The sequence below is a fragment of the Jannaschia sp. M317 genome, from assembly GCF_025141175.1.
Lineage (GTDB): Bacteria > Pseudomonadota > Alphaproteobacteria > Rhodobacterales > Rhodobacteraceae > Jannaschia.
This window is the reverse complement of the sequence record NZ_CP081155.1, coordinates 3,292,338-3,312,893: the sequence shown is the minus strand read 5'-3', so window position 1 is coordinate 3,312,893 and position 20,556 is coordinate 3,292,338. Positions and strand designations below refer to the sequence as shown.

Genomic DNA, 20,556 nt, shown 5'->3' with positions numbered 1-20,556 from the left:
AACTCTGCTGCAAAGTCTGATCTCAGACTTTGCTCCCCCCTCAAAGACCCGGGTAAATCGGGAACCGATCGCAGAGCGTCTGGACGCGGGCCTTCACCGCCTCTTCGACCTGGGCGTTGGCCTCTTCGCCATTGGCCGCCAAGCCGTCGACGACCTCAACGATCAGATCGGCGATCTCGCGGAACTCCGCCTCGCCGAAGCCCCGCGTGGTGCCCGCGGGGGAGCCGAGGCGTATCCCGCTGGTCACCGTCGGCTTTTCGTCGTCGAAGGGGATGCCGTTCTTGTTGCAGGTGATATGCGCGCGACCCAGCGCCGCCTCCGTCGCATTGCCCTTCACGCCCTTGGGGCGCAGGTCGACCAGCATCAGGTGCGTGTCGGTGCCGCCGGTCACGATGTCCAAGCCGCCTTTCTGCAACTGATCGGCCAAGGCCTGTGCATTGCGGATCACCTGGCCCTGGTAGTCCTTGAAGCCGGGGCGCAGCGCCTCGCCGAAGGCCACGGCCTTGCCCGCGATCACATGCATCAGCGGCCCGCCCTGGATGCCCGGGAAGATGGCGGAATTCACCTTCTTGGCGATGTCCGCATCATTTGTCAGGATCATGCCGCCGCGCGGTCCGCGCAGGGTCTTGTGCGTCGTAGTCGTTGCCACGTGGGCGTGGGGGAAGGGCGACGGGTAATGCCCGCTTGCCACCAGCCCGGCGAAATGCGCCATGTCGACCAGCAGATAGGCCCCGACCGAATCCGCGACTTCCCGCATCTTGGCAAAGTCGATGATCCGCGGAATGGCAGAGCCGCCCGCGATGATCAGCTTCGGCTTGTGTTCCGTCGCCAGTTCCTGAAGCTGGTCGTAATCCAGCGTCAGATCCTGTTTGCGCACACCGTATTGGATGGCGTTGAACCATTTGCCCGATTGGTTAGGGCGCGCGCCGTGGGTCAGGTGACCGCCTGCGTCCAGGCTCATCCCCAGGATGGTGTCGCCCGGTTGCAGCAGGGCGGTGAACACGCCCTGGTTCGCCTGGCTGCCGGAATTGGGCTGCACGTTCACGAAATCGCAGTTGAACAGCTGTTTGGCGCGGTCGCGGGCCAGGTCTTCGGCGATGTCGACGTATTGGCAGCCGCCATAGTAGCGGCGGCCCGGATAGCCCTCGGCATACTTGTTGGTCATCACCCCGCCCTGGGCCTCCATCACCGCGCGCGAGACGATGTTCTCGGAGGCGATCAGCTCGATTTCATCGCGCTGTCGGCCCAGTTCCTGCTGGGTGGCCTTGGCGATCTCGGGGTCGGTTTCGGCCAGGGACCGGGTGAAGAAGCCGTCGTCGTGCCCGGCGGGGCGGTGGGGGGCGTTCATGGGGCAACTCCTGATGGGGGTGGCGAGGTTGGCGCCTCTTACGCCAAGCCCGTCCCGGGGTGAAGCGGCAGATCGGCGCATCGACGGAGGAATGGCGCGGGCGCGGGGAAACATTCTTTCCGATCAAGGCCGCAGTGATCCAGATGCTTGCGTTTCGGCCCCCGGACCGCCAAGCCTGACCCGTTCGACACCAGGAGGCCCCATGCCAAAGGCCCATGCCATCGCCTTTCTTGCGTCCCGCGCGCCCGATGCGCAGACCGCGCTTGCCCGGCTGACGACGCGGTATGGACAATGTGCGCCCGAGGCGGCGGATGTGATCGTGGCATTGGGCGGCGATGGATTCATGCTGCAGACGTTGCACGGGACCATGGATCTGGATGCGCCCACCTACGGCATGAACCGCGGCACCGTGGGTTTTCTGATGAATGAATACGCCGAAGATGACCTGCCCGAGCGGTTGGCCGCCGCAGAGGAGGCGGTGACAAACCCGCTGCGCATGCGCACCACTTGTGCCAACGGCAGCACGTCGCAGGCGCTGGCCATCAACGAGGTCTCGCTGCTGCGGGCCGGGCCACAGGCCGCGCGCCTGCGGATTTCAGTCGATGACAAGGTCCGCATGGAAGAACTGGTCTGCGACGGCGCATTGGTCTGCACGCCTGCGGGGTCCACCGCCTACAATTATTCGGCCCACGGCCCGATCCTGCCTATCGGTTCTGACGTGCTGGCCCTGACGGCGATGTCCGCGTTTCGCCCCCGCCGCTGGCGCGGGGCATTGTTGCCGAAGGCAGCCCGCGTGCGCTTCGACGTGCTTGACCCGGACAAGCGTCCCATGATGGCCGAGGCCGACTCGCGGTCCGTCCGCGACGTGATCACCGTCGAGATCGAAAGCGAGCCCGCCGTGTGCCACCGCCTGTTGTTCGATCCAGGTCATGGGCTGGAGGAACGTCTGCTGCGAGAGCAGTTCACCTGACATGCGACGCAGCCGTTCGGGCGTGGCCTGGACCGGTGACCGTGCCCGACGGTGCCCCGTCGCGGCGGTATTCGACCACCGGTGATGCAGGCGTGCCGTCCCGCGTGTCGTGGCCGCCGGGCGAACGGTCTTGCCTGCTTGCGACAGGGGCCCCCGCTGGCCTAGAAGCGCGCGACCACGGAGAACAGAATGCCCCGCACCCTCATCACGTCCGCCATTCCCTACATCAACGGGATCAAGCATCTGGGCAACCTGATCGGCAGCCAGCTGCCCGCCGATCTCCATGCCCGTTACCTGCGCGCACGCGGTCACGAGGTGATGTTCATCTGCGCCACTGATGAACACGGGACCCCCGCCGAACTGGCGGCCGCCAAGGCAGGCAAGCCGGTGGCCGATTACTGCGCCGAGATGTGGCAGGTACAAAAGGATCTGGCCGATGGGTTCCGTCTGTCTTTCGATCATTTCGGCCGCTCGTCCAGCGCGCAGAACCACCGCCTGACACAGCATTTCGCGGCGCGTCTCGACGCGGCTGGCCTGATCGAAGAACGGTCCTCCCGCCAGGTTTATTCCAACGCCGACGGCCGTTTCCTGCCGGACCGCTATATCGAGGGCATCTGCCCGAACTGCGGGTTCGAGGATGCGCGCGGCGACCAGTGCGACAATTGCACCAAGCAGTTGGACCCGACCGACCTGATCGAGCCACGTTCGACCATTTCCGGCTCGACCGATCTGGAAGTGCGGGAGACGAAGCACCTCTATCTCAAGCAATCGCAGCTGAAGGACCGCCTCGACGCCTGGATCGACAGCCAGGATGGCTGGCCGGTGCTGACCACTTCCATCGCCAAGAAGTGGCTGCACGACGGCGATGGCCTGCAGGATCGCGGCATCACCCGTGACCTCGATTGGGGCATTCCGGTGCAAAAGGGCGATGAACCCTGGCCGGGGATGGAGGGCAAGGTTTTCTACGTCTGGTTCGACGCGCCCATCGAATACATCGCGGGCACCGCCGAATGGGCCGACGCAAACGGCGGCGATTGGGAACGTTGGTGGCGCACCGACAAGGGTGCCGAAGATGTCCGCTACGTGCAGTTCATGGGCAAGGACAACGTGCCCTTCCACACACTCAGCTTTCCGGCGACCCTGTTGGGATCGGGCGAGCCGTGGAAGACGGTCGATTACCTCAAGTCGTTCAATTACCTCAACTATGACGGTGGCCAGTTCAGCACCTCGCGCGGGCGTGGCGTGTTCATGGATCAGGCGTTGGACATCCTGCCCGCCGACTACTGGCGCTGGTGGTTGCTGTCTCATGTGCCCGAAAGCAGTGACACCGAATTCACCTGGGAGAATTTCCAGGCTTCGGTGAACAAGGACCTGGCCGACGTGCTCGGCAACTTCGTCAGCCGCGTGACCAAGTTCTGCCGGGCGAAATTCGGAGAGGTCGTGCCCGAGGGCGGTACCTGGGGCGCGCCGGAGGCCGCGCTGATCGAAACGCTGACCACACGGCTGGCCGCCTACGAGCGGCACATGGATGCGATCGAAATCCGCAAGGCCGCGCAGGAGTTGCGGGCGATCTGGGTGGCGGGCAACGAATACCTGCAGGAGGCCGCGCCCTGGACGGTTCACAAGACCGATCCGCAACAGGCAGCCGCGCAGATCCGCCTGGCGCTGAACCTGATCCGTCTGTACGCCGTGCTGTCGCAACCGTTCATCCCCGATGCCTCTGCCGCGATGCTGGCGGCCATGGATACGCAGGACGACTCCTGGCCCGAGGGGATCGAGGCGGCGTTGAACGTCTTGCCCGCGGGCCACGGCTTCGCCGTGCCGGAGGTTCTGTTTGCCAAGATCACCGACGATCAGCGCGAGGAATGGGCCGCCCGTTTTGCGGGTACGCGCAGCTGATGCGGCTGGGCGCGGTCGCCTATATTGTTCCCGACTACGACGCCGGCATCGCGTTCTTCACCGCGCTGGGCTGGACTCTGGCCGAGGATATCGACCAGGGCCGCAAGCGTTGGGTGACGGTCACCGACGGGCATCTGCGTCTGGTGCTGGCCCGCGCCGAGGGCCAAACCCAAAAGGCCGCAATCGGCGCACAATTCGCGGGACGCGTCGGGCTGTTCATGATGAGCCGGGATTTCGCGACGGACGCTGCGCGGATCAGGGCTGCGGGCGGGGTTTTCGAGGAAGAGCCCCGGCGCGAATCCTATGGCACCGTTGCCGTCTGGCGCGATCCCTGGGGCACCCGCTGGGATTTGATCGAACCGGCCGAACCCACCGATTGACGTCGGGCCAAAGGGTAATGCCCGCTAGGTCGAACCATCGTTTCCATCCCATCCTCAATGGTTTGAATTAATTTGACTCCGTTCCCTCGGGCAGCCGACAAACGCACGTTAACTTTTTCAGGGGGCGGATATGATTGGCTTGGTTGCGCTATTTCTGTTGGGCGGCGGGCTACTGCTGACCCTGTTTGACGATGACGATTCCGGTGCGACGGGCACGCCCGGCGGCGGGAACGCCGGCGACGACACGCTGACCGGCGACGAAGAAGACAACCTGATCCGCGGCTTCGGTGGAAACGACCTGCTTCAGGGGTTGGCCGGGGACGATACGCTGTCCGGCCAGAACGGCTTTGACGAGCTGCAAGGCGGCGAAGGCAACGATCTGCTGCTTGGCGGGTTCGGCGATGACCAGGGCGACGGCGGCCCCGGCAACGACAGCATTCTGGGCGGCGGCGGCTTTGACATCTTCAACGGCGGGTCCGGTGCCGACACCTTGGTCGGGGGCAACGGCGGCGACATTCTCAATGGTGGACCCGATGCCGACCGGATCGCGGGCGGCAATGGCGAAGACCTGCTGACAGGCGGCGGCGGGGACGACGTTCTGCTGGGGCAGGTTGGCCTGGATGAACTGGTGGGCAACGCGGGCAACGATTTGCTGCGCGGCGGCTTTGGCGATGACACCCTGCGCGGCGGGACGGGCAACGACACCCTTTTGGGTGAGCAGGGCGACGACTCGCTCTTTGGGGCCGGAGACAACGATGTGCTGTTGGGCGGGGCCGGGGCAGATGCGCTGGACGGGTCCTTTGGCAACGACCAGCTGGACGGCGGCGACGGCAATGATTTCCTGTTCGACTACAGCGGCAACAACACTCTGTCGGGCGGTGCGGGCGATGATGTGATCGGCGCGCTGGATCTCGACGGGATCGGATTTGCCGGGACCGGCGATGTGCTGGACGGCGGCGCCGGAAATGACATCCTGCAGGCCGTGCGCGGCGATACGGTGACCGGTGGTACGGGTGCTGACCGGTTCGAGGTGTTTTACGACGGTGTCGCGGGCGACCTCGTGTCGGTCAACGACTTCTCCGACGGAGACACCCTGCTGATCGAAGCACAGTTCGACGACTTCGACGACGACGGCAACCCGGTCCCGCCAGAGGTGACGTTCCGCGCCGATGGGGCGGATCTGATCGTTGCGACCGATGGGGACGACCTGATGCGGTTGGTTGGGGTGTCGACCCCGCCGCCGGTTACGTTCGCCAACCTCTGACCCCGTGCCCCCGAGACAAGCAAAGGGCCCGCGCCGACCGCGCGGGCCCTTTGCCTTTGCCACGGCGGTGCCCTGTCTGCGGGGGTGTTCGAAAATCTGGCGCAAGCCCCCCTTGAACGCCTCTTCTGCGATGCCCAGATCCCCTGAACCGGACGCCGAAACAGGGTCCGGTGACCGATCTGCCCCGCGCCCGATGGTGGGGGCGACATTTGTATCGCTTTGAAAAGGATGCACTCTATGCGTACTTACGATTTTGCACCGCTCTATCGCGCGTCTGTCGGTTTCGACCGTATGGCCAACCTGCTGGACCGTGCCATGGCCGCTGATACCGCGACCACCTATCCCCCCTATAACATCGAAAAGCTGGGTGAGACGGCCTACCGCATTTCGATTGCCGTTGCCGGGTTCACCGCCGATGAGCTGTCGATCGAAGCCAAGGACCACCAGTTGACGATTTCCGCCCGCAAGGCCGAAACCGAGCACAAGCCGGTCTATCTGCACCGTGGCATCGCGCAACGCGCCTTTGAAAAGTCATTTCAACTGGCTGACCACGTCAACGTTACCGGGGCCAACCACGCCGACGGCATGCTGCATATCGAGCTGGAGCGGCAGGTCCCCGAAGCCCTGAAACCACGCCGGATCGAGATCGCCCAGGGCGTCTCCGCCCCGGCTCTGGAGGGTGAGACCGTCCAGGCCTGATCGGGCCAACCGATTTTCGATCCGCGCGCGTCCCAAACCGGGGCGCGCGCGCTTTTTTTATGCGCGATGGTGCCGAATCACCCTTTGGTTTACCCTAGGTCACGTAAACGTGAGGAGGGGACGGAGATGATTGGCAAGACGGATGATCCTGTTGGCGCCCGGCTCGGGCCGCTCGCGGTTCTGGCAATTTGCGCTGGCACGCTGACAGCCCAGGCGGACCTTTCGCTGGAACGCGGCACCTATCTGGTAGAAGGACCCGCGGCCTGCGGCAATTGCCACACGCCCAAGGGGCCCGATGGTCCCGTGCCCGGCATGTTCCTGGCCGGAATGCTGGTCGAAAAGAACGACGCCTTTACGGCGATTGCCGCCAACATCACGCCCGGATCGCGCGTGGCCGACTGGTCCGACGCGGACCTGGTCCGCGCCATCCGAGAAGGCATACGCCCCGATGGCAGCGTCATCGGCCCGCCGATGCCGATCGGTCTCTATCGTGGGCTGTCGGACGATGACGTCATGAGCATCGTGATGTACCTGCGGCAGGTGCCGGCCGTCGACAACGATGCAGGCATGAGCGTCTACAACATTCCCCTCCCGCCCGCCTACGGTCCGCCCATCGAAAGCGTCAGCGCGCCAGAGACCGGGGTGACCGCGGCCTACGGGGCCTATCTGGCGGGCCCGGTGGCCCATTGCATCGAATGTCACACCACTTTCGGCCCGCAGGGACCGATGTTCGACACGCACCTCGGCGCGGGTGGCTTCGCGTTTCACGGCCCTTGGGGCACATCGGTCGCCCCGAACATCACGCCGACGGGTCTGTCGGGCTATAGCGACCAGGAACTGGATGGCATGATCCGTCAGGGTGTCCGCCCCGACGGCGCGCCGATGATGCCGCCGATGCCCTACGCAGAGCTGTCGCGGATGACGGATGACGATCTGGCGGCGATCCTGCTTTATTTGCGGGAAATGGCGCCCCTGCCGGACGGGGGCTGAGCGGTCAACGCCGGAAGTTAGGCGGCGTGATGGATGCGCAGCCAGACGCCCTTGTCGCCGGGGCAGGGCCAACCGTGATCCTGTTGCACGCCAGTGTATCTGGCGCGCGACAGTGGCGGGTGACGATGGAGACGTTGTCGGACCGGTTCCGCGTGGTTGCCGTGAACCTTCATGGCTACGGAGAGACGCCCCGCTGGACCGGGCCAGAGCCGCAGACCTTGGCCGATCAGGCCCGTCTCGTCTTGCCGGTCCTGCCGGCGGACGGCGCACCCGTTCGCATCGTAGGGCATTCCTTTGGCGGCAGCGTCGCGATGAAGGCGGCGGCGATCCTGGGTGCGCGCGTCGACCGTCTGGTTTTGATAGAGCCAAATCCCTTCACGCTGCTGCAACAGGAAAACCGCGCCTCGTTTGCCGAGGCGCAGGCGCTTTGCGCCATCATCCGTGCCGCAGGTCGCACCGGTAACTGGACAGAAGCCGCGCGGCAGTTCGCGACCTACTGGACCGGCCCCGGCAGTTGGGAGGCGATGCCATCCCACCGCCGGACCGGTTTTACAAAGGCGCTGCGCCCGAACCTGCACGAATGGGACGCCGTCATGAATGAGCAGGCGACCCTCGACGATTGGCACCGCGATCTGCCCGCCGATACGACGGTGATCCATGCCGCCGACACCGTGCGGTCGATTGCCGAGATCGTGGACGTCATGCAGCGTGGCACGAATTGGACGTTTCGCCAGATCCCCGAAGGCGGCCACATGGCACCCCTCGTCAGGCCCGAAACCGTTCTGCCCGTCCTGGCGGAGGCATTGGGATAGCGCTCAGAACCACTGCCCCGGTTCCATCAGTCCCAGGTCCATCAACTGTTGCGCGCGCCACTCGAACGGCACCGACCCCGCCCACTTCAACGCGGCAATGGCGCGGCGTGAACCGGGGTTGCCGCTCAGCGCCTTGGCCGCGCGGAAGGAGGCGACACAGGCACTGGGCGAGGGGTGCCAGGGGGCGCTGTAGGTATTGCGCTCCGCATCGTTGGTCGTGTGATCGGCCAGCAGGCGCAGGTCGCGGGCGGTACGGAACATAGAGACGCGCGCGATGCTGCGCCGTTCCCACGGGACGTGTTCCTCGAACCGCCAGCGCAGCCCGCCAAACACGTCCTGCTGCCGCTCCAACGGGGCACCGGCCAGTTTGTCCCAGCGGTCCAGCGCGTAATAGCCGACCGGGTCCAGCCAGGCCGCGCCCGGGTCCAGCGGCGCGGCCATTTCGGCCCCGTAGAGGTCGACGATGATGGTGCGCACCGCATCGCGTCGTTCCTCGGTGCAGAAGGCCAGCGCCTCGCCCACGGTGCGCGTTTCCATGAAGGGGGTGAACAGGTATTCGGCGTTGTAGCACCAGGCGATCCAGCTGCCCGCAGGCCGCCCGTCGATCAGGGCATTGACGCAGGCCGTCGCCATATCTTCGGGCCGTCGGTCCAGGGTCAGGCTGTGGGCACCGTCGGGCAGATCTGGGCACGGCACACCAGGTGCCAGAGCCAGGACGACACATCGAAACCCAGCCGGGCCCAGATGATGCGCCACCGTGCCCGCGACCTCGATGCCGTCCTCGCACAGGACCATCAGGACGGGGCCGGGGCCCAGAGCCTCCGCCCGTGCGGTCAGATCCTGCAACGACGTGAACTGCATGGCCCGTCCTTCCTGCCTGCGTCACCTTTCCCCCAAGCCGTCCCCTTTCGCAACCGCCCGGCCTGCGCTATGCCCCCGCATCCCTCATGGCTTGAGCAAGGATCGCACCAGATGACCGAGCGTCCGAAGAAGCTGCACGTAAAGACTTACGGTTGCCAGATGAACGTCTACGACAGCGAGCGCATGGCCGAGGCCATGGGCGCGCAGGGCTATGTCACCACCGACCGGCCCGAGGACGCGGATCTGATCCTGCTCAACACCTGCCACATCCGCGAAAAGGCCGCCGAAAAGGTCTATTCCGAACTGGGCCGCCTGAAGCCGCTGAAGGCCGCGAACCCGGACCTGCGGATCGGCGTCGCAGGCTGCGTGGCCCAGGCCGAAGGGGCCGAGATCATGGCCCGCCAGCCTGCCGTCGATCTGGTCGTGGGGCCGCAGGCTTATCACCGACTGCCGTCTTTGGTGGCGCGCGCCCAGGCGGGCGAACAGGCCCTGGATACGGACATGCCCGAAGAGGACAAGTTCGAGCATCTGCCTCAGCTGCGCACCCCCGCCACCCGGCCAACGGCGTTCCTGACGGTGCAGGAAGGCTGTGACAAGTTCTGCGCCTTCTGCGTTGTGCCCTACACCCGCGGGGCCGAGGTCAGCCGACCCGCGGCGCGCCTGCTCTCCGAGGCGCGGGCGCTGGTCGACCGGGGCGTGAGGGAAATCACGCTGCTGGGTCAGAACGTCAACGCCTATCACGGCGACGGACCTGACGGCGGCACCTGGTCGCTGGCCGATCTGATCTGGGCGCTGGACGGGATCGAGGGGTTGGAGCGTATCCGCTTTACCACCAGCCATCCCAACGACATGGACGACGCCCTGATCGACGCCCACGGCACCTGTTCCAAGCTGATGCCCTATCTGCACCTGCCGGTGCAGTCCGGCTCGGACAAGATCCTCAAGGCGATGAACCGCAAGCACACTGCGGCCAGCTACATCGAGATCATCGACCGCCTGCGCGCGGCACGCCCGGATCTGTTGCTGTCGGGCGACTTCATCGTCGGCTTCCCCGGCGAAACCGAAGAGGATTTCCAGGACACCCTGCGCCTGGTCGAACGGGTGGGCTACGGTCAGGCCTACAGCTTCAAATACTCCGCCCGCCCCGGCACCCCCGCCGCGGAAAAGGCGCATGTCAGCGATGATGTCGCATCGGATCGTCTGCAGCGGTTGCAGGCATTGCTTGGCCAGCAGCAACAGGCAGCGCAGCAGGCCATGGTCGGGCGCGAGACGACCGTCCTGTTCGAAAAGGCGGGGCGTCAGCCGGGTCAATTGGTGGGCAAGTCCGAACACCTTCAGGCCGTTCACGTGGTCGCACCAGACAGCCTGCGCGGGCAGGTGGCGCGGGTACGCGTGACCGAAGCCAAGAGAAACTCCCTGGCGGCAGAGCTGATCTGAGCGCCGATTGTTGCGCGTTTGGCAGCAATGGATGCCTTATTGCGGGCGTTTCCGTTGATTGCCGGGCGCGCATCTGGGCCAGCTATGGGATCGGGCCCCTTGATGGGCCGCTCCGTCGGCGCGACGGGTTGCCCGGATTAACGCCGCTGCTGGGAAAAGCCTGCGCATTGCGGGGGATTGTCCCCCAAACCTGTCCCATTGAGCCATAAAACCGACTAGATATAGCGATTTGTGCTTTGCAGGGCGCACAGGTTTGCTAGACTCGACTTATAGGTCGCGCCGTCGCGCGGGCCTTTGGGCCGGTCTGGCCTGTTGGTCACCCTCGACGGATGCCGCAAGCAATTGGGACAGGACAGGGGGGCTTCAGTGGCTCGTTTCGGATATGACATGCTCAGGAAGGCCGCGACGGCGATCATCGCCGCAAGCCTCTGCCTGACCGCGCCCGCGATGGCGCAGAACGTGGGCGACGTCGGGCAGGATGGCTCCGGCAACGTCTATACCTTCACACTGGACCAGAACGGAAATGGCGTCTGGACCCGCGGCCGCACCGCGCCGGGCCGGGAACGCACGATCCTGGCCGAACGCTACACGCCAACGATCTGGACCGATCCCGACGGGTGTGAGCATTGGGTGATGGACGACGGGGCCGAAGGCTTCATGACGCCCCACGTGACCCGCGACGGTCGCCCGGTCTGCAACCGGGGCCGCGCCTGTGGCGTGATGAGCACCGATCAGTTCTTTGCCACCGACAGCTCCAACATCCATGCGCAGGGACGCGCGGCGCTGATGAACTTCTTCCGGTCGACCACGGCGTCTGCCTTCGGGATCTACGGCCACACCGACAGCCGCGCCTCGGATGCCTACAACCTGTCCCTGTCCAAGCGTCGCGCCGATGCGGTTGCTGCCGTGGCCCGTGCCTCGGGCGCGCGCGTCATTGATGTCGTGGGCTACGGCGAGCGTATCCCGCGCGCGTCCAACGCCACGGCTTCGGGCAAGGCGCAGAACCGCCGCGTCGAAGTCACCTGCTACCGCTGAGAGGGGTGGAACAACCATGACCATCACGAAAACCATCGCCCTGATCACCGCCGCCGCCGCCCTGTCGGGCTGCGTGGGCGGGGGCGGCGTGCGCGACAAGACCGTCGACCGCCAGATCATCGGCCGCTCCTCCTTGCAGGAACTGTCGCCCGGCATCTGGGTCGATCCGCGCGGCTGTGACCATTGGCTGATCGACGACGGGGTCGAGGGCTATCTGTCCCAACGCCTGTCGCCAGAGGGCAAGCCGGTCTGCTCGGGCGCGGCGCCGCCCGAATATGTCACCGGCCCGTTCCGGGGCGGTCAGGACATCAACGACCCGATCTGAGTGGCATCTCATCGACATGATACACGGGGCCGCGGCGGAAACGTCGCGGCCCCCGTTGCGTCTGGCGGCCTGCTGTCGCAACAACACCTTGCCTGCAAGCAATTCCATCCCTGAAGGAGCCCTCCTTGGCAGCACCTCTCGTCCCCGACGCCCAGGACGCCATCGCGATCCAGCTCGACTTTCCGGACAACCGCCTGATGATCGACCTGGTCGGACCGTCCAGTGCCCATCTGGCCCAGATCGAACAGTTGATGGGCGTGCAGATCGTCCATCGCGGCAATGCCTTGATCATCCACGGCGAGGCGGCGGGCGAGGCGGAGCGTGTTTTGAACGCGCTCTATGCGCGCCTCGAATCCGGCAAGAATGTCACGATGGGCGTGATCGACGGCCTGATCCGCCTGCAAGATGGCGAGGCAGAGGCCCGCGATGGCGATCAGGCCGAGATGTTCGCCGGTCCGCCGCTGGAAATCCGCACCCGCAAGAAAACGATGGAGCCGCGGACCGAGGCGCAGAAGGCCTATACCCGCGCCCTGCTGGAAAATGAGCTGACTTTCGGTATCGGGCCTGCGGGCACCGGCAAGACCTATATCGCCGTGGCCGTCGCTGTGTCGAAGTTCATCCAGGGCGAGGTCGACCGCATTATCCTGACCCGTCCCGCCGTCGAGGCGGGCGAGAAGCTGGGCTTTCTGCCCGGCACCCAGGATGAAAAGGTCGATCCCTACATGCAGCCGCTTTATGACGCGCTGAACGATTTTCTGCCGGGCAAGCAACTGGCCAAACTGCGCGAGGAAAAGCGCGTGGAAATCGCGCCGCTGGCTTTCATGCGAGGGCGGACGCTGTCGAATGCCTTCGTGATCCTGGACGAGGCGCAGAACGCCACGACGATGCAGATGAAGATGTTCCTGACCCGTCTTGGCAAGGGATCGCGCATGGCGATCACCGGCGACCGCAGCCAGGTCGATCTGCCGCGCGGCGTCACCTCTGGCCTGCGCGATGCCGAACATATCCTGCACGGCGTCGACGGCATCAGCTTTAACTACTTCACTGCAACGGACGTGGTGCGTCATCCGCTGGTGGCCAAGATCATCACCGCCTACGAGGCCGAGGACAGCCGCCGCGAAGCAGCAAAGGCCGTCCGGTCATGACGCCCCACGATCCGGAGGCGCAACGCGCGGCCACACGCGCGCAATGGGCCGAGATCACGGCCCAGACCAAGCCCCCTGCGCGCGCCATGATCGACCTGCACTTTGAGGCGGCAGAGGGCGCAGATGCGACCGAGTTCATGGGTTGGTTGGAAGACGAAGGCTTTGATCTGGAACACTTTCCTGCCGACGAGGATGAGCCGGAAACCATCGAGGCGCAGACCGGCGAGATGGCCCTGACGCTGGATGCCGTTCTGGCGGAGGAAGCAAGGACCACCGAGGCCGCGCTCCGCTTCGGGTTCCGCCCGACCGGCTGGGGGTTCATCGGGCTGTGACCGTCGATGTGATCCTGGAGGATGACCGCTGGTCCGACCTGGACCGGCTGGCCGCCGTGGCCGTGCCCGCCGCGTTGGACGGTGCCGGCGTGGGCACCGGTTGGGAGGTGGCGGTGATGGGCTGCGACGACGCCCGCATCGCCGCACTCAACGCCGATTTTCGGGGCAAGGCGCGGCCCACCAACGTGCTTTCCTGGCCATCCGATGAACGCGGGGCTGACACCCCCGGTGGGCCGCCCCTGGCACCGGACCCGCACGACCCGGAACTGGGCGATATCGCCATCGCCTACGACACCTGCGCCCGCGAAGCGGCGGAGCAGAACAAACCCTTCGACGCCCATGTGATCCACCTGCTGGTGCACGCGACGCTGCATCTTTTGGGCTACGATCACCAGACCGAGGCCGATGCGATGCGCATGGAATCGCTGGAAGTGCGAATCGTGACGGCTTTGGGCCTTCCCGATCCCTACGCCACGCCTTAAGTTAGGGGGGCCGGGGCTGTTCCCGGTGCAAACAGGAGCCCTCCGGGTCCGATGGACAACGACGGATCGTCTAACGCCGCGCGTCGCGCGCAGGCTCAGGACAGTTACACACCCGACGCGGAACCGGCCCCTGGGCCCGGCGCGCGTCCCGGTTTCATCTCCCGCGTGTTTGGCGGGTTTCTTGGCCCCGAGGCTGACAGCAACGGTGCTGCCCCGCAGGCTCCGGCTGCACGGCCCATGCCTGGTTTGCTTAACCTGCGACTGAAGCGGCTGGACGACGTGCTGATCCCGCGCGCCGAAGTCGTGGCCGTGCCGGTCGACATCACCTTGCCGGACCTGGTTGCGAAGTTCCGTGAAAGCGGTCTGACCCGGATCCCCGTGTTCGAAGGCACATTGGACGAGCCCCTGGGCATGATCCACCTGAAGGACGTGGCGCTGAACCATGGGTTCAACGGCGACCGCGGCAAGCCGTTCGACATGGCGTCCCTGCTGCGCAAGCTGATCTATGCGCCCCCATCCATGCCGATCGGCGTCTTGCTGGCCAAGATGCAGACGCAACGGGTGCACATGGCGCTGGTGATCGACGAATACGGCGGTGTCGACGGGTTGGTCACGCTGGAGGACCTGATCGAACAGGTCATCGGCGAGATCGAAGACGAACACGACCAGGACGAGGGCAAGTTCTGGCGCCAAGAAAAGACGGGTTGCTATCTTGCGCTTGCCCGGACGCCGCTTGACGATTTCCAGGAAGAGATCGGCTTTCGCCTTGTAGATGACGAGGACGAAGAAGAGATCGATACCCTGGGCGGTCTTGTCTTTATGCTGGCGGGCAGGGTGCCGGAACGCGGCGAAGTCATTCCGCATCCCTCTGGCGCAGAGATCGAGGTCGTGGACGCGGACCCCCGCCGGATCAAGCGCCTGCGCCTGCGCATGCCTCAGGCCGCCTGACCGTTGCTGCCCCGCTGGCTGACGTCGCCGGTTCTGCTGGCGCTGGCCGGTGTGGGCGCGGCCCTGGGCCAGGCCCCCTGGGATCTGTGGTACCTGGCCTTGCCGGGCTATGCGCTGGGTCTCGCGTTGATGGCACGGGCGCGATGGTCCTGGGCGGCGGGCTGGCTGTTCGGGACCGCGCATTTCGCGCTGGCCCTGCACTGGATCACCGAGCCCTTTTTCGTCGATGCCGCAGCCACCGGCTGGCTGGCCGCGCCTGCGCTGGTGGGGATGGCATTGGGCATGGGGCTGTTCTGGGCCGTCGCGGGGGCATTGGGGCGGCGGATCGGGGGCGGGCCCCTGGGCATGGCCGTCGCGCTGGCGCTGGCCGAACTGGCGCGGTCCTATGTATTGACCGGCTTTCCATGGGCGTTGCCGGGGCATGTGTTGATCGGATCAGCGGCCTTGCCGAGCGCGTCCTTGCTGGGCGCGCATGGTTTGGGCCTGGCGGTCCTGCTGGGGGGCGGGTTGCTGGCGCTGGCCCGTCCGGTGCCCGCCGCCCTGGGCCTCGCGTTCTGGGCTGCACCCTTTGCGATGGCCGCCGTCCTGCCGCCCGCGCCGCCTATTCCGGGTGACGCCCCGATGGTGCGTCTGGTGCAGCCGAACGCCCCGCAGCACCTGAAATGGGACCCCGACTGGATCGGCACCTTCTGGCGGCGCGGCCTGGCCGAAACGGCGTCCCCCGCCGACGTGCCCCCCGCGCTGACCGTCTGGCCGGAAACCGCCCTTCCGGAGTTGCTGCGCTACTCGGAAAATATCCGACCGATCCTGGCGACGGCTGCGGGGGATGGCCCTGTTCTGATCGGGGCGCAGCGCTACGACGACGCCAATCGCCCGCGCAATGCCCTGGTGTTGCTGACGGGGCCAGAGGGAGAGGTCGCGCATCTTTATGACAAGCACCGGCTGGTCCCGTTTGGGGAATACCTGCCCCTGCCGGGCCTGTTCGGTGCGATGGGCCTGGGTCCGCTGGCCGCGCAACTGGCGGGGACCTATGCGCCGGGGTCGGGGCCCGAGCTGATCGATGTGCCTGGCATCGGTCCGATCTTGCCGCTGATCTGCTACGAGGCGATTTTTCCACAGATCCCCCGCGCCGTGGACCGGCCCCGCGCGATCCTGCATCTGACCAACGACGCATGGTTCGGTGCGTTCGCCGGCCCGCGACAGCATCTGGCCCTGGCCCGGTTGCGCGCGGCCGAGACGGGTCTGCCGCTGCTGCGGGCGGCGAATACCGGCATCACGGCCGCGATTGATGCCCGCGGGACCCTGCGCGCGACGATCCCCCTGAATGAGACAGGACATATCGACACACCTCTGCCGCCCGCGCTGCCACCGACGCCCTACACAAAGACCGGGGACTGGGCCGCATTGTTCGCGATGCTTCTGTGCGCCGCCGCAGGGCTGGCGTTTCGGGGCCGAAAACCGGTGGACGGGGGCGGTGATCCCCACTAGCCATACGCAACCGCTCACCCCAACGGCTTCCTGACGGGGTGGGACAATTGGATTGGAGCAACCCCATGAGCCGCCGCCAGAGCTATTCCTTCACCTCGGAATCCGTGTCCGAAGGCCATCCCGACAAGGTCTGTGACCGGATCTCGGACTCGATCCTCGATGCCCTCTTGACCGAAGAACCCGAGGCGCGCGTCGCCTGCGAAACCTTCGCCACCACCAACCAGGTCGTGATCGGCGGCGAAATCGGGCTGAGCGATCCCGACCGGCTGAAGGACATGATGGGCGAGGTCGACCGCATCGCACGCGCCTGCATCAAGGATATCGGCTATGAGCAGGACAAGTTTCACCACGCCACCTGTGACGTTCTGAACCTGCTGCACGAGCAATCGGCCCATATCGCCCAAGGCGTCGATGCCAGCGCCGACAAGGACGAAGGGGCGGGCGACCAGGGCATCATGTTCGGCTATGCCTGCGACGAGACGGACGAGCTGATGCCGGCACCGATCCTCTATGCCCATGGGATCCTGCGCCGCCTGGCCGAAGTGCGCAAATCCGGGGCCGAGCCGACGCTGGGCCCGGACGCAAAGTCTCAGCTGACGGTGCGCTATGAAGGCGGAAAGCCGGTGGGCGTGTCGTCCTTGGTGTTGTCGACGCAACACCTTGATGAGACGATGACCTCGGATGACGTTCGCGCGGTTGTCGCCCCTTACATCCAAGAGGTGCTGCCCGAAGGCTGGCTGACCGATCAGACGGAATGGTGGGTCAACCCGACGGGCAAGTTCGTGATCGGCGGGCCAGACGGCGACGCGGGCCTGACCGGTCGCAAGATCATCGTGGATACCTATGGTGGTGCCGCCCCGCATGGGGGCGGGGCGTTTTCCGGCAAGGATCCGACCAAGGTTGACCGGTCGGCGGCCTATGCCGCGCGCTATCTTGCCAAGAATATCGTGGCTTCGGGGCTTGCGACCCGCGCGACGTTGCAGCTGTCCTATGCGATCGGTGTGGCCAAGCCCCTGTCGATCTATGTCGATACCCATGGCACCGGTGAGGCCCCCGAAGCCGAGATCGAACGCGCCGTCGCCGCCGTCATGGACCTGACCCCGCGCGGCATCCGGCAGCATCTGGGCCTGAACCGCCCGATCTATGCACGCACGGCGGCCTATGGGCATTTCGGTCGTGCGCCGGAAGCGGATGGCGGCTTCTCCTGGGAGAAGACGGATCTGGCGGATGCGCTGCGGGCTGCGGTGTGAGGCAAATCCTTATCTAAGGATTTGCGGACCCGTCGCGGCGGGGGCGTTTGATGCGGGCTGGGAGGGGGCTCTGCCCCCGTCGCCTCCGGCGGCCCCCCGCGGTATTTATGGCCAGAGGAAGATCAGGGTGTGTGCCTATCTCAGGGGCGGGCCCAGCGGTGAAGGATGTCCGGGCCGATCCTGCGCGTGTCCGTAAGCGCCAGGCGAGGGGCCTGGGTCAAGGCGTCAAGCCCCATGACCCCCAGGGCGGGGCGGCCCTCTGCGCCGATCGCTATTCCGGCCGTGTAGCTGTCCATCCGATCCACCAGATCCGCCTGCAGCAGCGAGGCCGCGTAGCTGCCGCCGCCTTCGCAGTAGACCCGCGTCAGACCCCGGTCACCCAACATCCGCAGGGCGCAGGCCAGGTCGAGCTGGCCCGCGCCATCGGTCGGAGCCTCGATCAGGGTCACACCCCGCGCTGTCAGGGCCGCGCGCTTGGCCGCTGGGGCCTGCGGGCCGTGCACCATCCAGACCGGTGCTTCGGCGGTGCTGCGGGTCAAGGCGCTGTCTTGTGGCACGTCCAGACGGCGCGACACGACGATCCGCACCGGCTGCGGCCGTGGGCCAAGGCCGCGCACGGTCAGACGGGGGTCGTCGGCGCGGGCGGTCCCGGCCCCCACCATCACCGCGTCGTGGCAGGCCCGTTGGGCGTGGACATGGGCGCGGGCAGCGGGGCCGGTGATCCACTGGCTTTGCCCGCCGGCCGTCGCGATCCGCCCATCGAGCGAGGTCGCCAGTTTCAGTGTGACCATAGGGCGACCAAGGCGCAGGCGGGTCAGGAACCCGGCCTGCAGCCGCGCGGCCTCTGCCGTGCAGGCGTCTTCGGTGACCACGATCCCGGCGGCGCGCAATCGGTCATGGCCGCCACCGTCGACACGGGGGTCCGGGTCGCGCAGGGCCGTCACAACGCGGGCGATCCCCGCCGCGATCAATGCCTCGGCGCAGGGGGGGGTCTGGCCGTGATGGGCGCAGGGTTCGAGCGTGACATAGGCGGTGGCACCGCGCGCAGCCGGACCTGCCTGGGCCAGGGCCTGCGTTTCGGCATGAGGGCGGCCGCCATCGGCCGTCCGGCCACGACCGACGACACGGCCTGACGCCACGATGACGCAGCCGACGGCTGGGTTCGGCCAGACGCGGCCCAGCCCACGTGAAGACAACGCCAAGGCGGCCTGCATCCAGCGGCGATCGTCGGTCATGGGGCCTGCGTCACGTGTCCGGGGTGGGCGGGCGTAGCTGCCCCACGAAATCCTCGAAATCGTCGGCCGCCTGGAAGTTCTTGTAGACGCTTGCAAACCGCACGTAGGCCACGGTGTCGATCCGGGCCAGGCTTTCCATCACGATCTCGCCGATCTGCTTGGAGGCGATGTCGGTGTCGCCCATGCTTTCCAGCCGCCGCACGATGCCGGAGATCATCTGGTCGATACGCTCCGGTTCCACGGGACGTTTCTGCATGGAGATGCGGATGGAGCGTTCCAGCTTGTCGCGATCGAATTCTTCACGTTTGCCGTTGGTCTTGATCACCACCAGGTCGCGCAGCTGCACCCGTTCGTAGGTGGTAAAGCGACCGCCGCAGGCCGGGCAGAACCGGCGCCGCCGGATCGCCACGTGATCCTCGGCGGGGCGCGAGTCCTTCACCTGGGTGTCGACGTTTCCGCAGAAGGGGCAGCGCATGTTCTGTCTCCGGGGGGCAGGGGCCGCCAGATATGGCAGGGCGGACCAGTCCTTGGTGTTGCGATACTGTGCCGCCCCATAGGTAGCGTGGCAAGAGCGGGGTGGCGCTTAATTGTCGATTAAGGGGCATGGCGTATGCCGAGAGCGTTGGAGGACAGGATGACACGCCAGAACCCCGCTCGTCTGATTTCGGATCTTCTCGACCGGATCATCGCCAACGCGCGTTGCGTCAATGCTGCGTCGCGCAAAAGGTCAGAGATGAACGCAACCCTATTGGAAGAGGCGCGCAACGTCCGCGATCGTGTGTCGGCGGTGCAAGACGGGCAGGCCATGCTGGATAGCTATTTCGAGGGGGTGTCCGAACGGCTCTCGGTTCAATCGCAGGAGGCGCATGTCCTGGGCGACCGCGTGACCGAGATGCGTGGCCATGTCGAGGCGCTGTTGGCAGACGAAGCGGGGCTGAAATACGCGCTGGTCGCGGTCGACGGCCACGCGCGTTCGGTGTCGAACATTGCCCGAATGGCGCGGTTGCTTGCAATCAATGCCTCGGTAGAAGCCGCCCGCGCGGGCGAGGCCGGGCGTGGTTTTTCGGTCGTCGCCCGCGAGATGCAGGCCCTTTCGGAGCAATCGAGCGAACGGGCGCGGATGATTGACGGGCTGGTCGCCGATCTGACCGCCCAGCTGGAGGCGATGCGCCTCCGGCTTACGCGCAGTACCGTGCCACTGGACGCATTGGGCCAGGCAACGGGCAAGATCCGCGATACGATTGGACATGCACAGGTCGCTGCGTCAGCGGCTCAGGATACGGCCAGCCAAAGTCGGCGGGTCGTGTTGAACGAGACAGAGACGCTGCGCGGATTTCTCGACCGGCTTACGGAGATCGAGATTCAAAATCAGGAGGCGGTGCGCGGCTCGGGCGAGAACGGCGTTCTGGGCGGGCGGGCGCTTGCCTTGGCTCAGGCCCTGATTGTGGAATTGGACACGCGAGAGGGGGCCGGAGTGCGGGCGCAGGCGTGACCTCTGTGCCCTATTGGTGACGGGACCTGAGCAAGGGCGGCGCGGGCTTATCGCTGGCGGGGACGGGTAAGGCCGGATGACCGACCTGGCGACTGGCCGGGCCGCGACCGGGATAGGACCGGGCGACAAACAAGGCGGCGCGGGCATTTTGCCAAGGCCGATGC

At 66.1% G+C, this 20,556-nt stretch carries 21 protein-coding genes and 1 riboswitch; of the genes, 17 read left to right on the top strand and 4 right to left on the bottom strand.

Annotated features, from left to right (window positions below):
- Positions 1–40 precede the first annotated feature (40 nt).
- On the bottom strand, positions 41–1,348 hold the full coding sequence (glyA, locus tag K3551_RS16905) for a serine hydroxymethyltransferase (RefSeq protein ID WP_259915958.1): 1,308 nt from the start codon (positions 1,346–1,348) through the stop codon (positions 41–43).
- A 202-nt stretch (positions 1,349–1,550) separates the two neighbouring features.
- Between glyA and K3551_RS16900 the strand changes: the two genes are divergently transcribed.
- The 7 genes from K3551_RS16900 (at position 1,551) to K3551_RS16870 (ending at position 8,362) form a co-directional block, all read left to right on the top strand.
- Positions 1,551–2,318: an NAD kinase gene (locus tag K3551_RS16900; RefSeq protein ID WP_259915956.1), complete on the top strand. Its 768-nt coding sequence runs from the start codon at positions 1,551–1,553 to the stop codon at positions 2,316–2,318.
- A gap of 189 nt (positions 2,319–2,507) precedes the next feature.
- Complete coding sequence (metG, locus tag K3551_RS16895) at positions 2,508–4,217, top strand: methionine--tRNA ligase (RefSeq protein WP_259915954.1); 1,710 nt, start codon at positions 2,508–2,510, stop codon at positions 4,215–4,217.
- A complete protein-coding gene (locus K3551_RS16890) occupies positions 4,184–4,597 on the top strand; it encodes a VOC family protein (RefSeq protein WP_409197388.1) in 414 nt (137 codons plus the stop codon). The genes metG and K3551_RS16890 overlap by 34 nt, the downstream gene beginning before the upstream one ends.
- A 130-nt stretch (positions 4,598–4,727) precedes the next feature.
- Positions 4,728–5,861, top strand: coding sequence for a calcium-binding protein (locus tag K3551_RS16885; protein WP_259915953.1), 1,134 nt, complete (start codon positions 4,728–4,730; stop codon positions 5,859–5,861).
- Positions 5,862–6,098: 237 nt separating this feature from the next.
- Positions 6,099–6,560, top strand: coding sequence for an Hsp20 family protein (locus tag K3551_RS16880; RefSeq protein WP_259915952.1), 462 nt, complete (start codon positions 6,099–6,101; stop codon positions 6,558–6,560).
- A 126-nt stretch (positions 6,561–6,686) separates the two neighbouring features.
- Positions 6,687–7,550, top strand: a complete 864-nt coding sequence (locus K3551_RS16875) for a cytochrome c (RefSeq protein ID WP_259915950.1) — start codon at positions 6,687–6,689, stop codon at positions 7,548–7,550.
- 29 nt (positions 7,551–7,579) lie between these two features.
- Entirely contained in the window at positions 7,580–8,362 is a 783-nt protein-coding gene (locus K3551_RS16870) for an alpha/beta fold hydrolase (RefSeq protein ID WP_259915948.1), read from the top strand.
- 3 nt (positions 8,363–8,365) lie between these two features.
- Here K3551_RS16870 and K3551_RS16865 read toward each other — a convergent pair whose 3' ends face one another.
- The gene (locus K3551_RS16865) at positions 8,366–9,223 is read right to left on the bottom strand and encodes a hypothetical protein (RefSeq protein ID WP_259915946.1); all 858 of its coding nucleotides are present in this window, start codon (positions 9,221–9,223) and stop codon (positions 8,366–8,368) included.
- Between the two features lie 111 nt (positions 9,224–9,334).
- Between K3551_RS16865 and miaB the strand changes: the two genes are divergently transcribed.
- The 9 genes from miaB (at position 9,335) to metK (ending at position 17,665) form a co-directional block, all read left to right on the top strand.
- Complete coding sequence (gene miaB / locus K3551_RS16860; protein WP_259915944.1) at positions 9,335–10,660, top strand: tRNA (N6-isopentenyl adenosine(37)-C2)-methylthiotransferase MiaB; 1,326 nt, start codon at positions 9,335–9,337, stop codon at positions 10,658–10,660.
- A gap of 366 nt (positions 10,661–11,026) precedes the next feature.
- Positions 11,027–11,695, top strand: a complete 669-nt coding sequence (locus K3551_RS16855; RefSeq protein ID WP_259915942.1) for an OmpA family protein — start codon at positions 11,027–11,029, stop codon at positions 11,693–11,695.
- A gap of 16 nt (positions 11,696–11,711) precedes the next feature.
- Positions 11,712–12,020, top strand: coding sequence for a hypothetical protein (locus K3551_RS16850; protein ID WP_259915940.1), 309 nt, complete (start codon positions 11,712–11,714; stop codon positions 12,018–12,020).
- Positions 12,021–12,145: 125 nt separating this feature from the next.
- Positions 12,146–13,165 (top strand): PhoH family protein, encoded by a 1,020-nt coding sequence (locus tag K3551_RS16845; protein ID WP_259915938.1) that lies wholly within the window; start codon positions 12,146–12,148, stop codon positions 13,163–13,165.
- A complete protein-coding gene (locus tag K3551_RS16840) occupies positions 13,162–13,497 on the top strand; it encodes a ribonuclease E inhibitor RraB (protein WP_259915936.1) in 336 nt (111 codons plus the stop codon). Before K3551_RS16845 ends, K3551_RS16840 begins: the two co-directional genes overlap by 4 nt.
- Positions 13,494–13,979, top strand: a complete 486-nt coding sequence (gene ybeY, locus K3551_RS16835; protein WP_259915934.1) for an rRNA maturation RNase YbeY — start codon at positions 13,494–13,496, stop codon at positions 13,977–13,979. Before K3551_RS16840 ends, ybeY begins: the two co-directional genes overlap by 4 nt.
- Before the next feature lie 51 nt (positions 13,980–14,030).
- Positions 14,031–14,927, top strand: a complete 897-nt coding sequence (locus K3551_RS16830) for a hemolysin family protein (RefSeq protein ID WP_259915931.1) — start codon at positions 14,031–14,033, stop codon at positions 14,925–14,927.
- Positions 14,928–14,930: 3 nt separating this feature from the next.
- Positions 14,931–16,415 carry an apolipoprotein N-acyltransferase gene (gene lnt, locus K3551_RS16825; RefSeq protein ID WP_259915929.1) on the top strand — a complete coding sequence of 495 codons (1,485 nt, stop codon included), beginning with the start codon at positions 14,931–14,933 and terminating at the stop codon, positions 16,413–16,415.
- Between the two features lie 11 nt (positions 16,416–16,426).
- Positions 16,427–16,475: riboswitch (SAM-SAH riboswitch) on the top strand.
- 5 nt (positions 16,476–16,480) lie between these two features.
- Complete coding sequence (gene metK, locus K3551_RS16820) at positions 16,481–17,665, top strand: methionine adenosyltransferase (RefSeq protein WP_259915927.1); 1,185 nt, start codon at positions 16,481–16,483, stop codon at positions 17,663–17,665.
- Between the two features lie 140 nt (positions 17,666–17,805).
- Here the strand turns inward: metK and ribD are convergent, their stop codons facing one another.
- Entirely contained in the window at positions 17,806–18,900 is a 1,095-nt protein-coding gene (ribD, locus tag K3551_RS16815; protein ID WP_259915925.1) for a bifunctional diaminohydroxyphosphoribosylaminopyrimidine deaminase/5-amino-6-(5-phosphoribosylamino)uracil reductase RibD, read from the bottom strand.
- A gap of 10 nt (positions 18,901–18,910) precedes the next feature.
- The gene (gene nrdR / locus K3551_RS16810; RefSeq protein ID WP_259915915.1) at positions 18,911–19,375 is read right to left on the bottom strand and encodes a transcriptional regulator NrdR; all 465 of its coding nucleotides are present in this window, start codon (positions 19,373–19,375) and stop codon (positions 18,911–18,913) included.
- Positions 19,376–19,534: 159 nt separating this feature from the next.
- On the opposite strand from nrdR, the gene K3551_RS16805 reads away from it, so the two are divergent.
- On the top strand, positions 19,535–20,392 hold the full coding sequence (locus tag K3551_RS16805) for a methyl-accepting chemotaxis protein (RefSeq protein ID WP_259915913.1): 858 nt from the start codon (positions 19,535–19,537) through the stop codon (positions 20,390–20,392).
- Positions 20,393–20,556 lie beyond the last annotated feature (164 nt).

Bases quoted from the DNA above. Each gene is read 5' to 3' on its own strand.
- K3551_RS16880 (WP_259915952.1), top strand. From the start codon at position 6,099: ATGCGTACTTACGATTTTGCACCGCTCTATCGCGCGTCTGTCGGTTTC.
- K3551_RS16840 (WP_259915936.1), top strand. From the start codon at position 13,162: ATGACGCCCCACGATCCGGAGGCGCAACGCGCGGCCACACGCGCGCAA.
- miaB (WP_259915944.1), top strand. From the start codon at position 9,335: ATGACCGAGCGTCCGAAGAAGCTGCACGTAAAGACTTACGGTTGCCAG.
- metK (WP_259915927.1), top strand. From the start codon at position 16,481: ATGAGCCGCCGCCAGAGCTATTCCTTCACCTCGGAATCCGTGTCCGAA.
- ribD (WP_259915925.1), bottom strand. From the start codon at position 18,900: ATGACCGACGATCGCCGCTGGATGCAGGCCGCCTTGGCGTTGTCTTCA.
- glyA (WP_259915958.1), bottom strand. From the start codon at position 1,348: ATGAACGCCCCCCACCGCCCCGCCGGGCACGACGACGGCTTCTTCACC.
- K3551_RS16865 (WP_259915946.1), bottom strand. From the start codon at position 9,223: ATGCAGTTCACGTCGTTGCAGGATCTGACCGCACGGGCGGAGGCTCTG.
- metG (WP_259915954.1), top strand. From the start codon at position 2,508: ATGCCCCGCACCCTCATCACGTCCGCCATTCCCTACATCAACGGGATC.
- K3551_RS16850 (WP_259915940.1), top strand. From the start codon at position 11,712: ATGACCATCACGAAAACCATCGCCCTGATCACCGCCGCCGCCGCCCTG.
- nrdR (WP_259915915.1), bottom strand. From the start codon at position 19,375: ATGCGCTGCCCCTTCTGCGGAAACGTCGACACCCAGGTGAAGGACTCG.
- K3551_RS16900 (WP_259915956.1), top strand. From the start codon at position 1,551: ATGCCAAAGGCCCATGCCATCGCCTTTCTTGCGTCCCGCGCGCCCGAT.
- K3551_RS16830 (WP_259915931.1), top strand. From the start codon at position 14,031: ATGGACAACGACGGATCGTCTAACGCCGCGCGTCGCGCGCAGGCTCAG.
- K3551_RS16805 (WP_259915913.1), top strand. From the start codon at position 19,535: ATGACACGCCAGAACCCCGCTCGTCTGATTTCGGATCTTCTCGACCGG.
- K3551_RS16885 (WP_259915953.1), top strand. From the start codon at position 4,728: ATGATTGGCTTGGTTGCGCTATTTCTGTTGGGCGGCGGGCTACTGCTG.
- K3551_RS16870 (WP_259915948.1), top strand. From the start codon at position 7,580: ATGGATGCGCAGCCAGACGCCCTTGTCGCCGGGGCAGGGCCAACCGTG.
- K3551_RS16875 (WP_259915950.1), top strand. From the start codon at position 6,687: ATGATTGGCAAGACGGATGATCCTGTTGGCGCCCGGCTCGGGCCGCTC.
- K3551_RS16890 (WP_409197388.1), top strand. From the start codon at position 4,184: ATGGGCCGCCCGTTTTGCGGGTACGCGCAGCTGATGCGGCTGGGCGCG.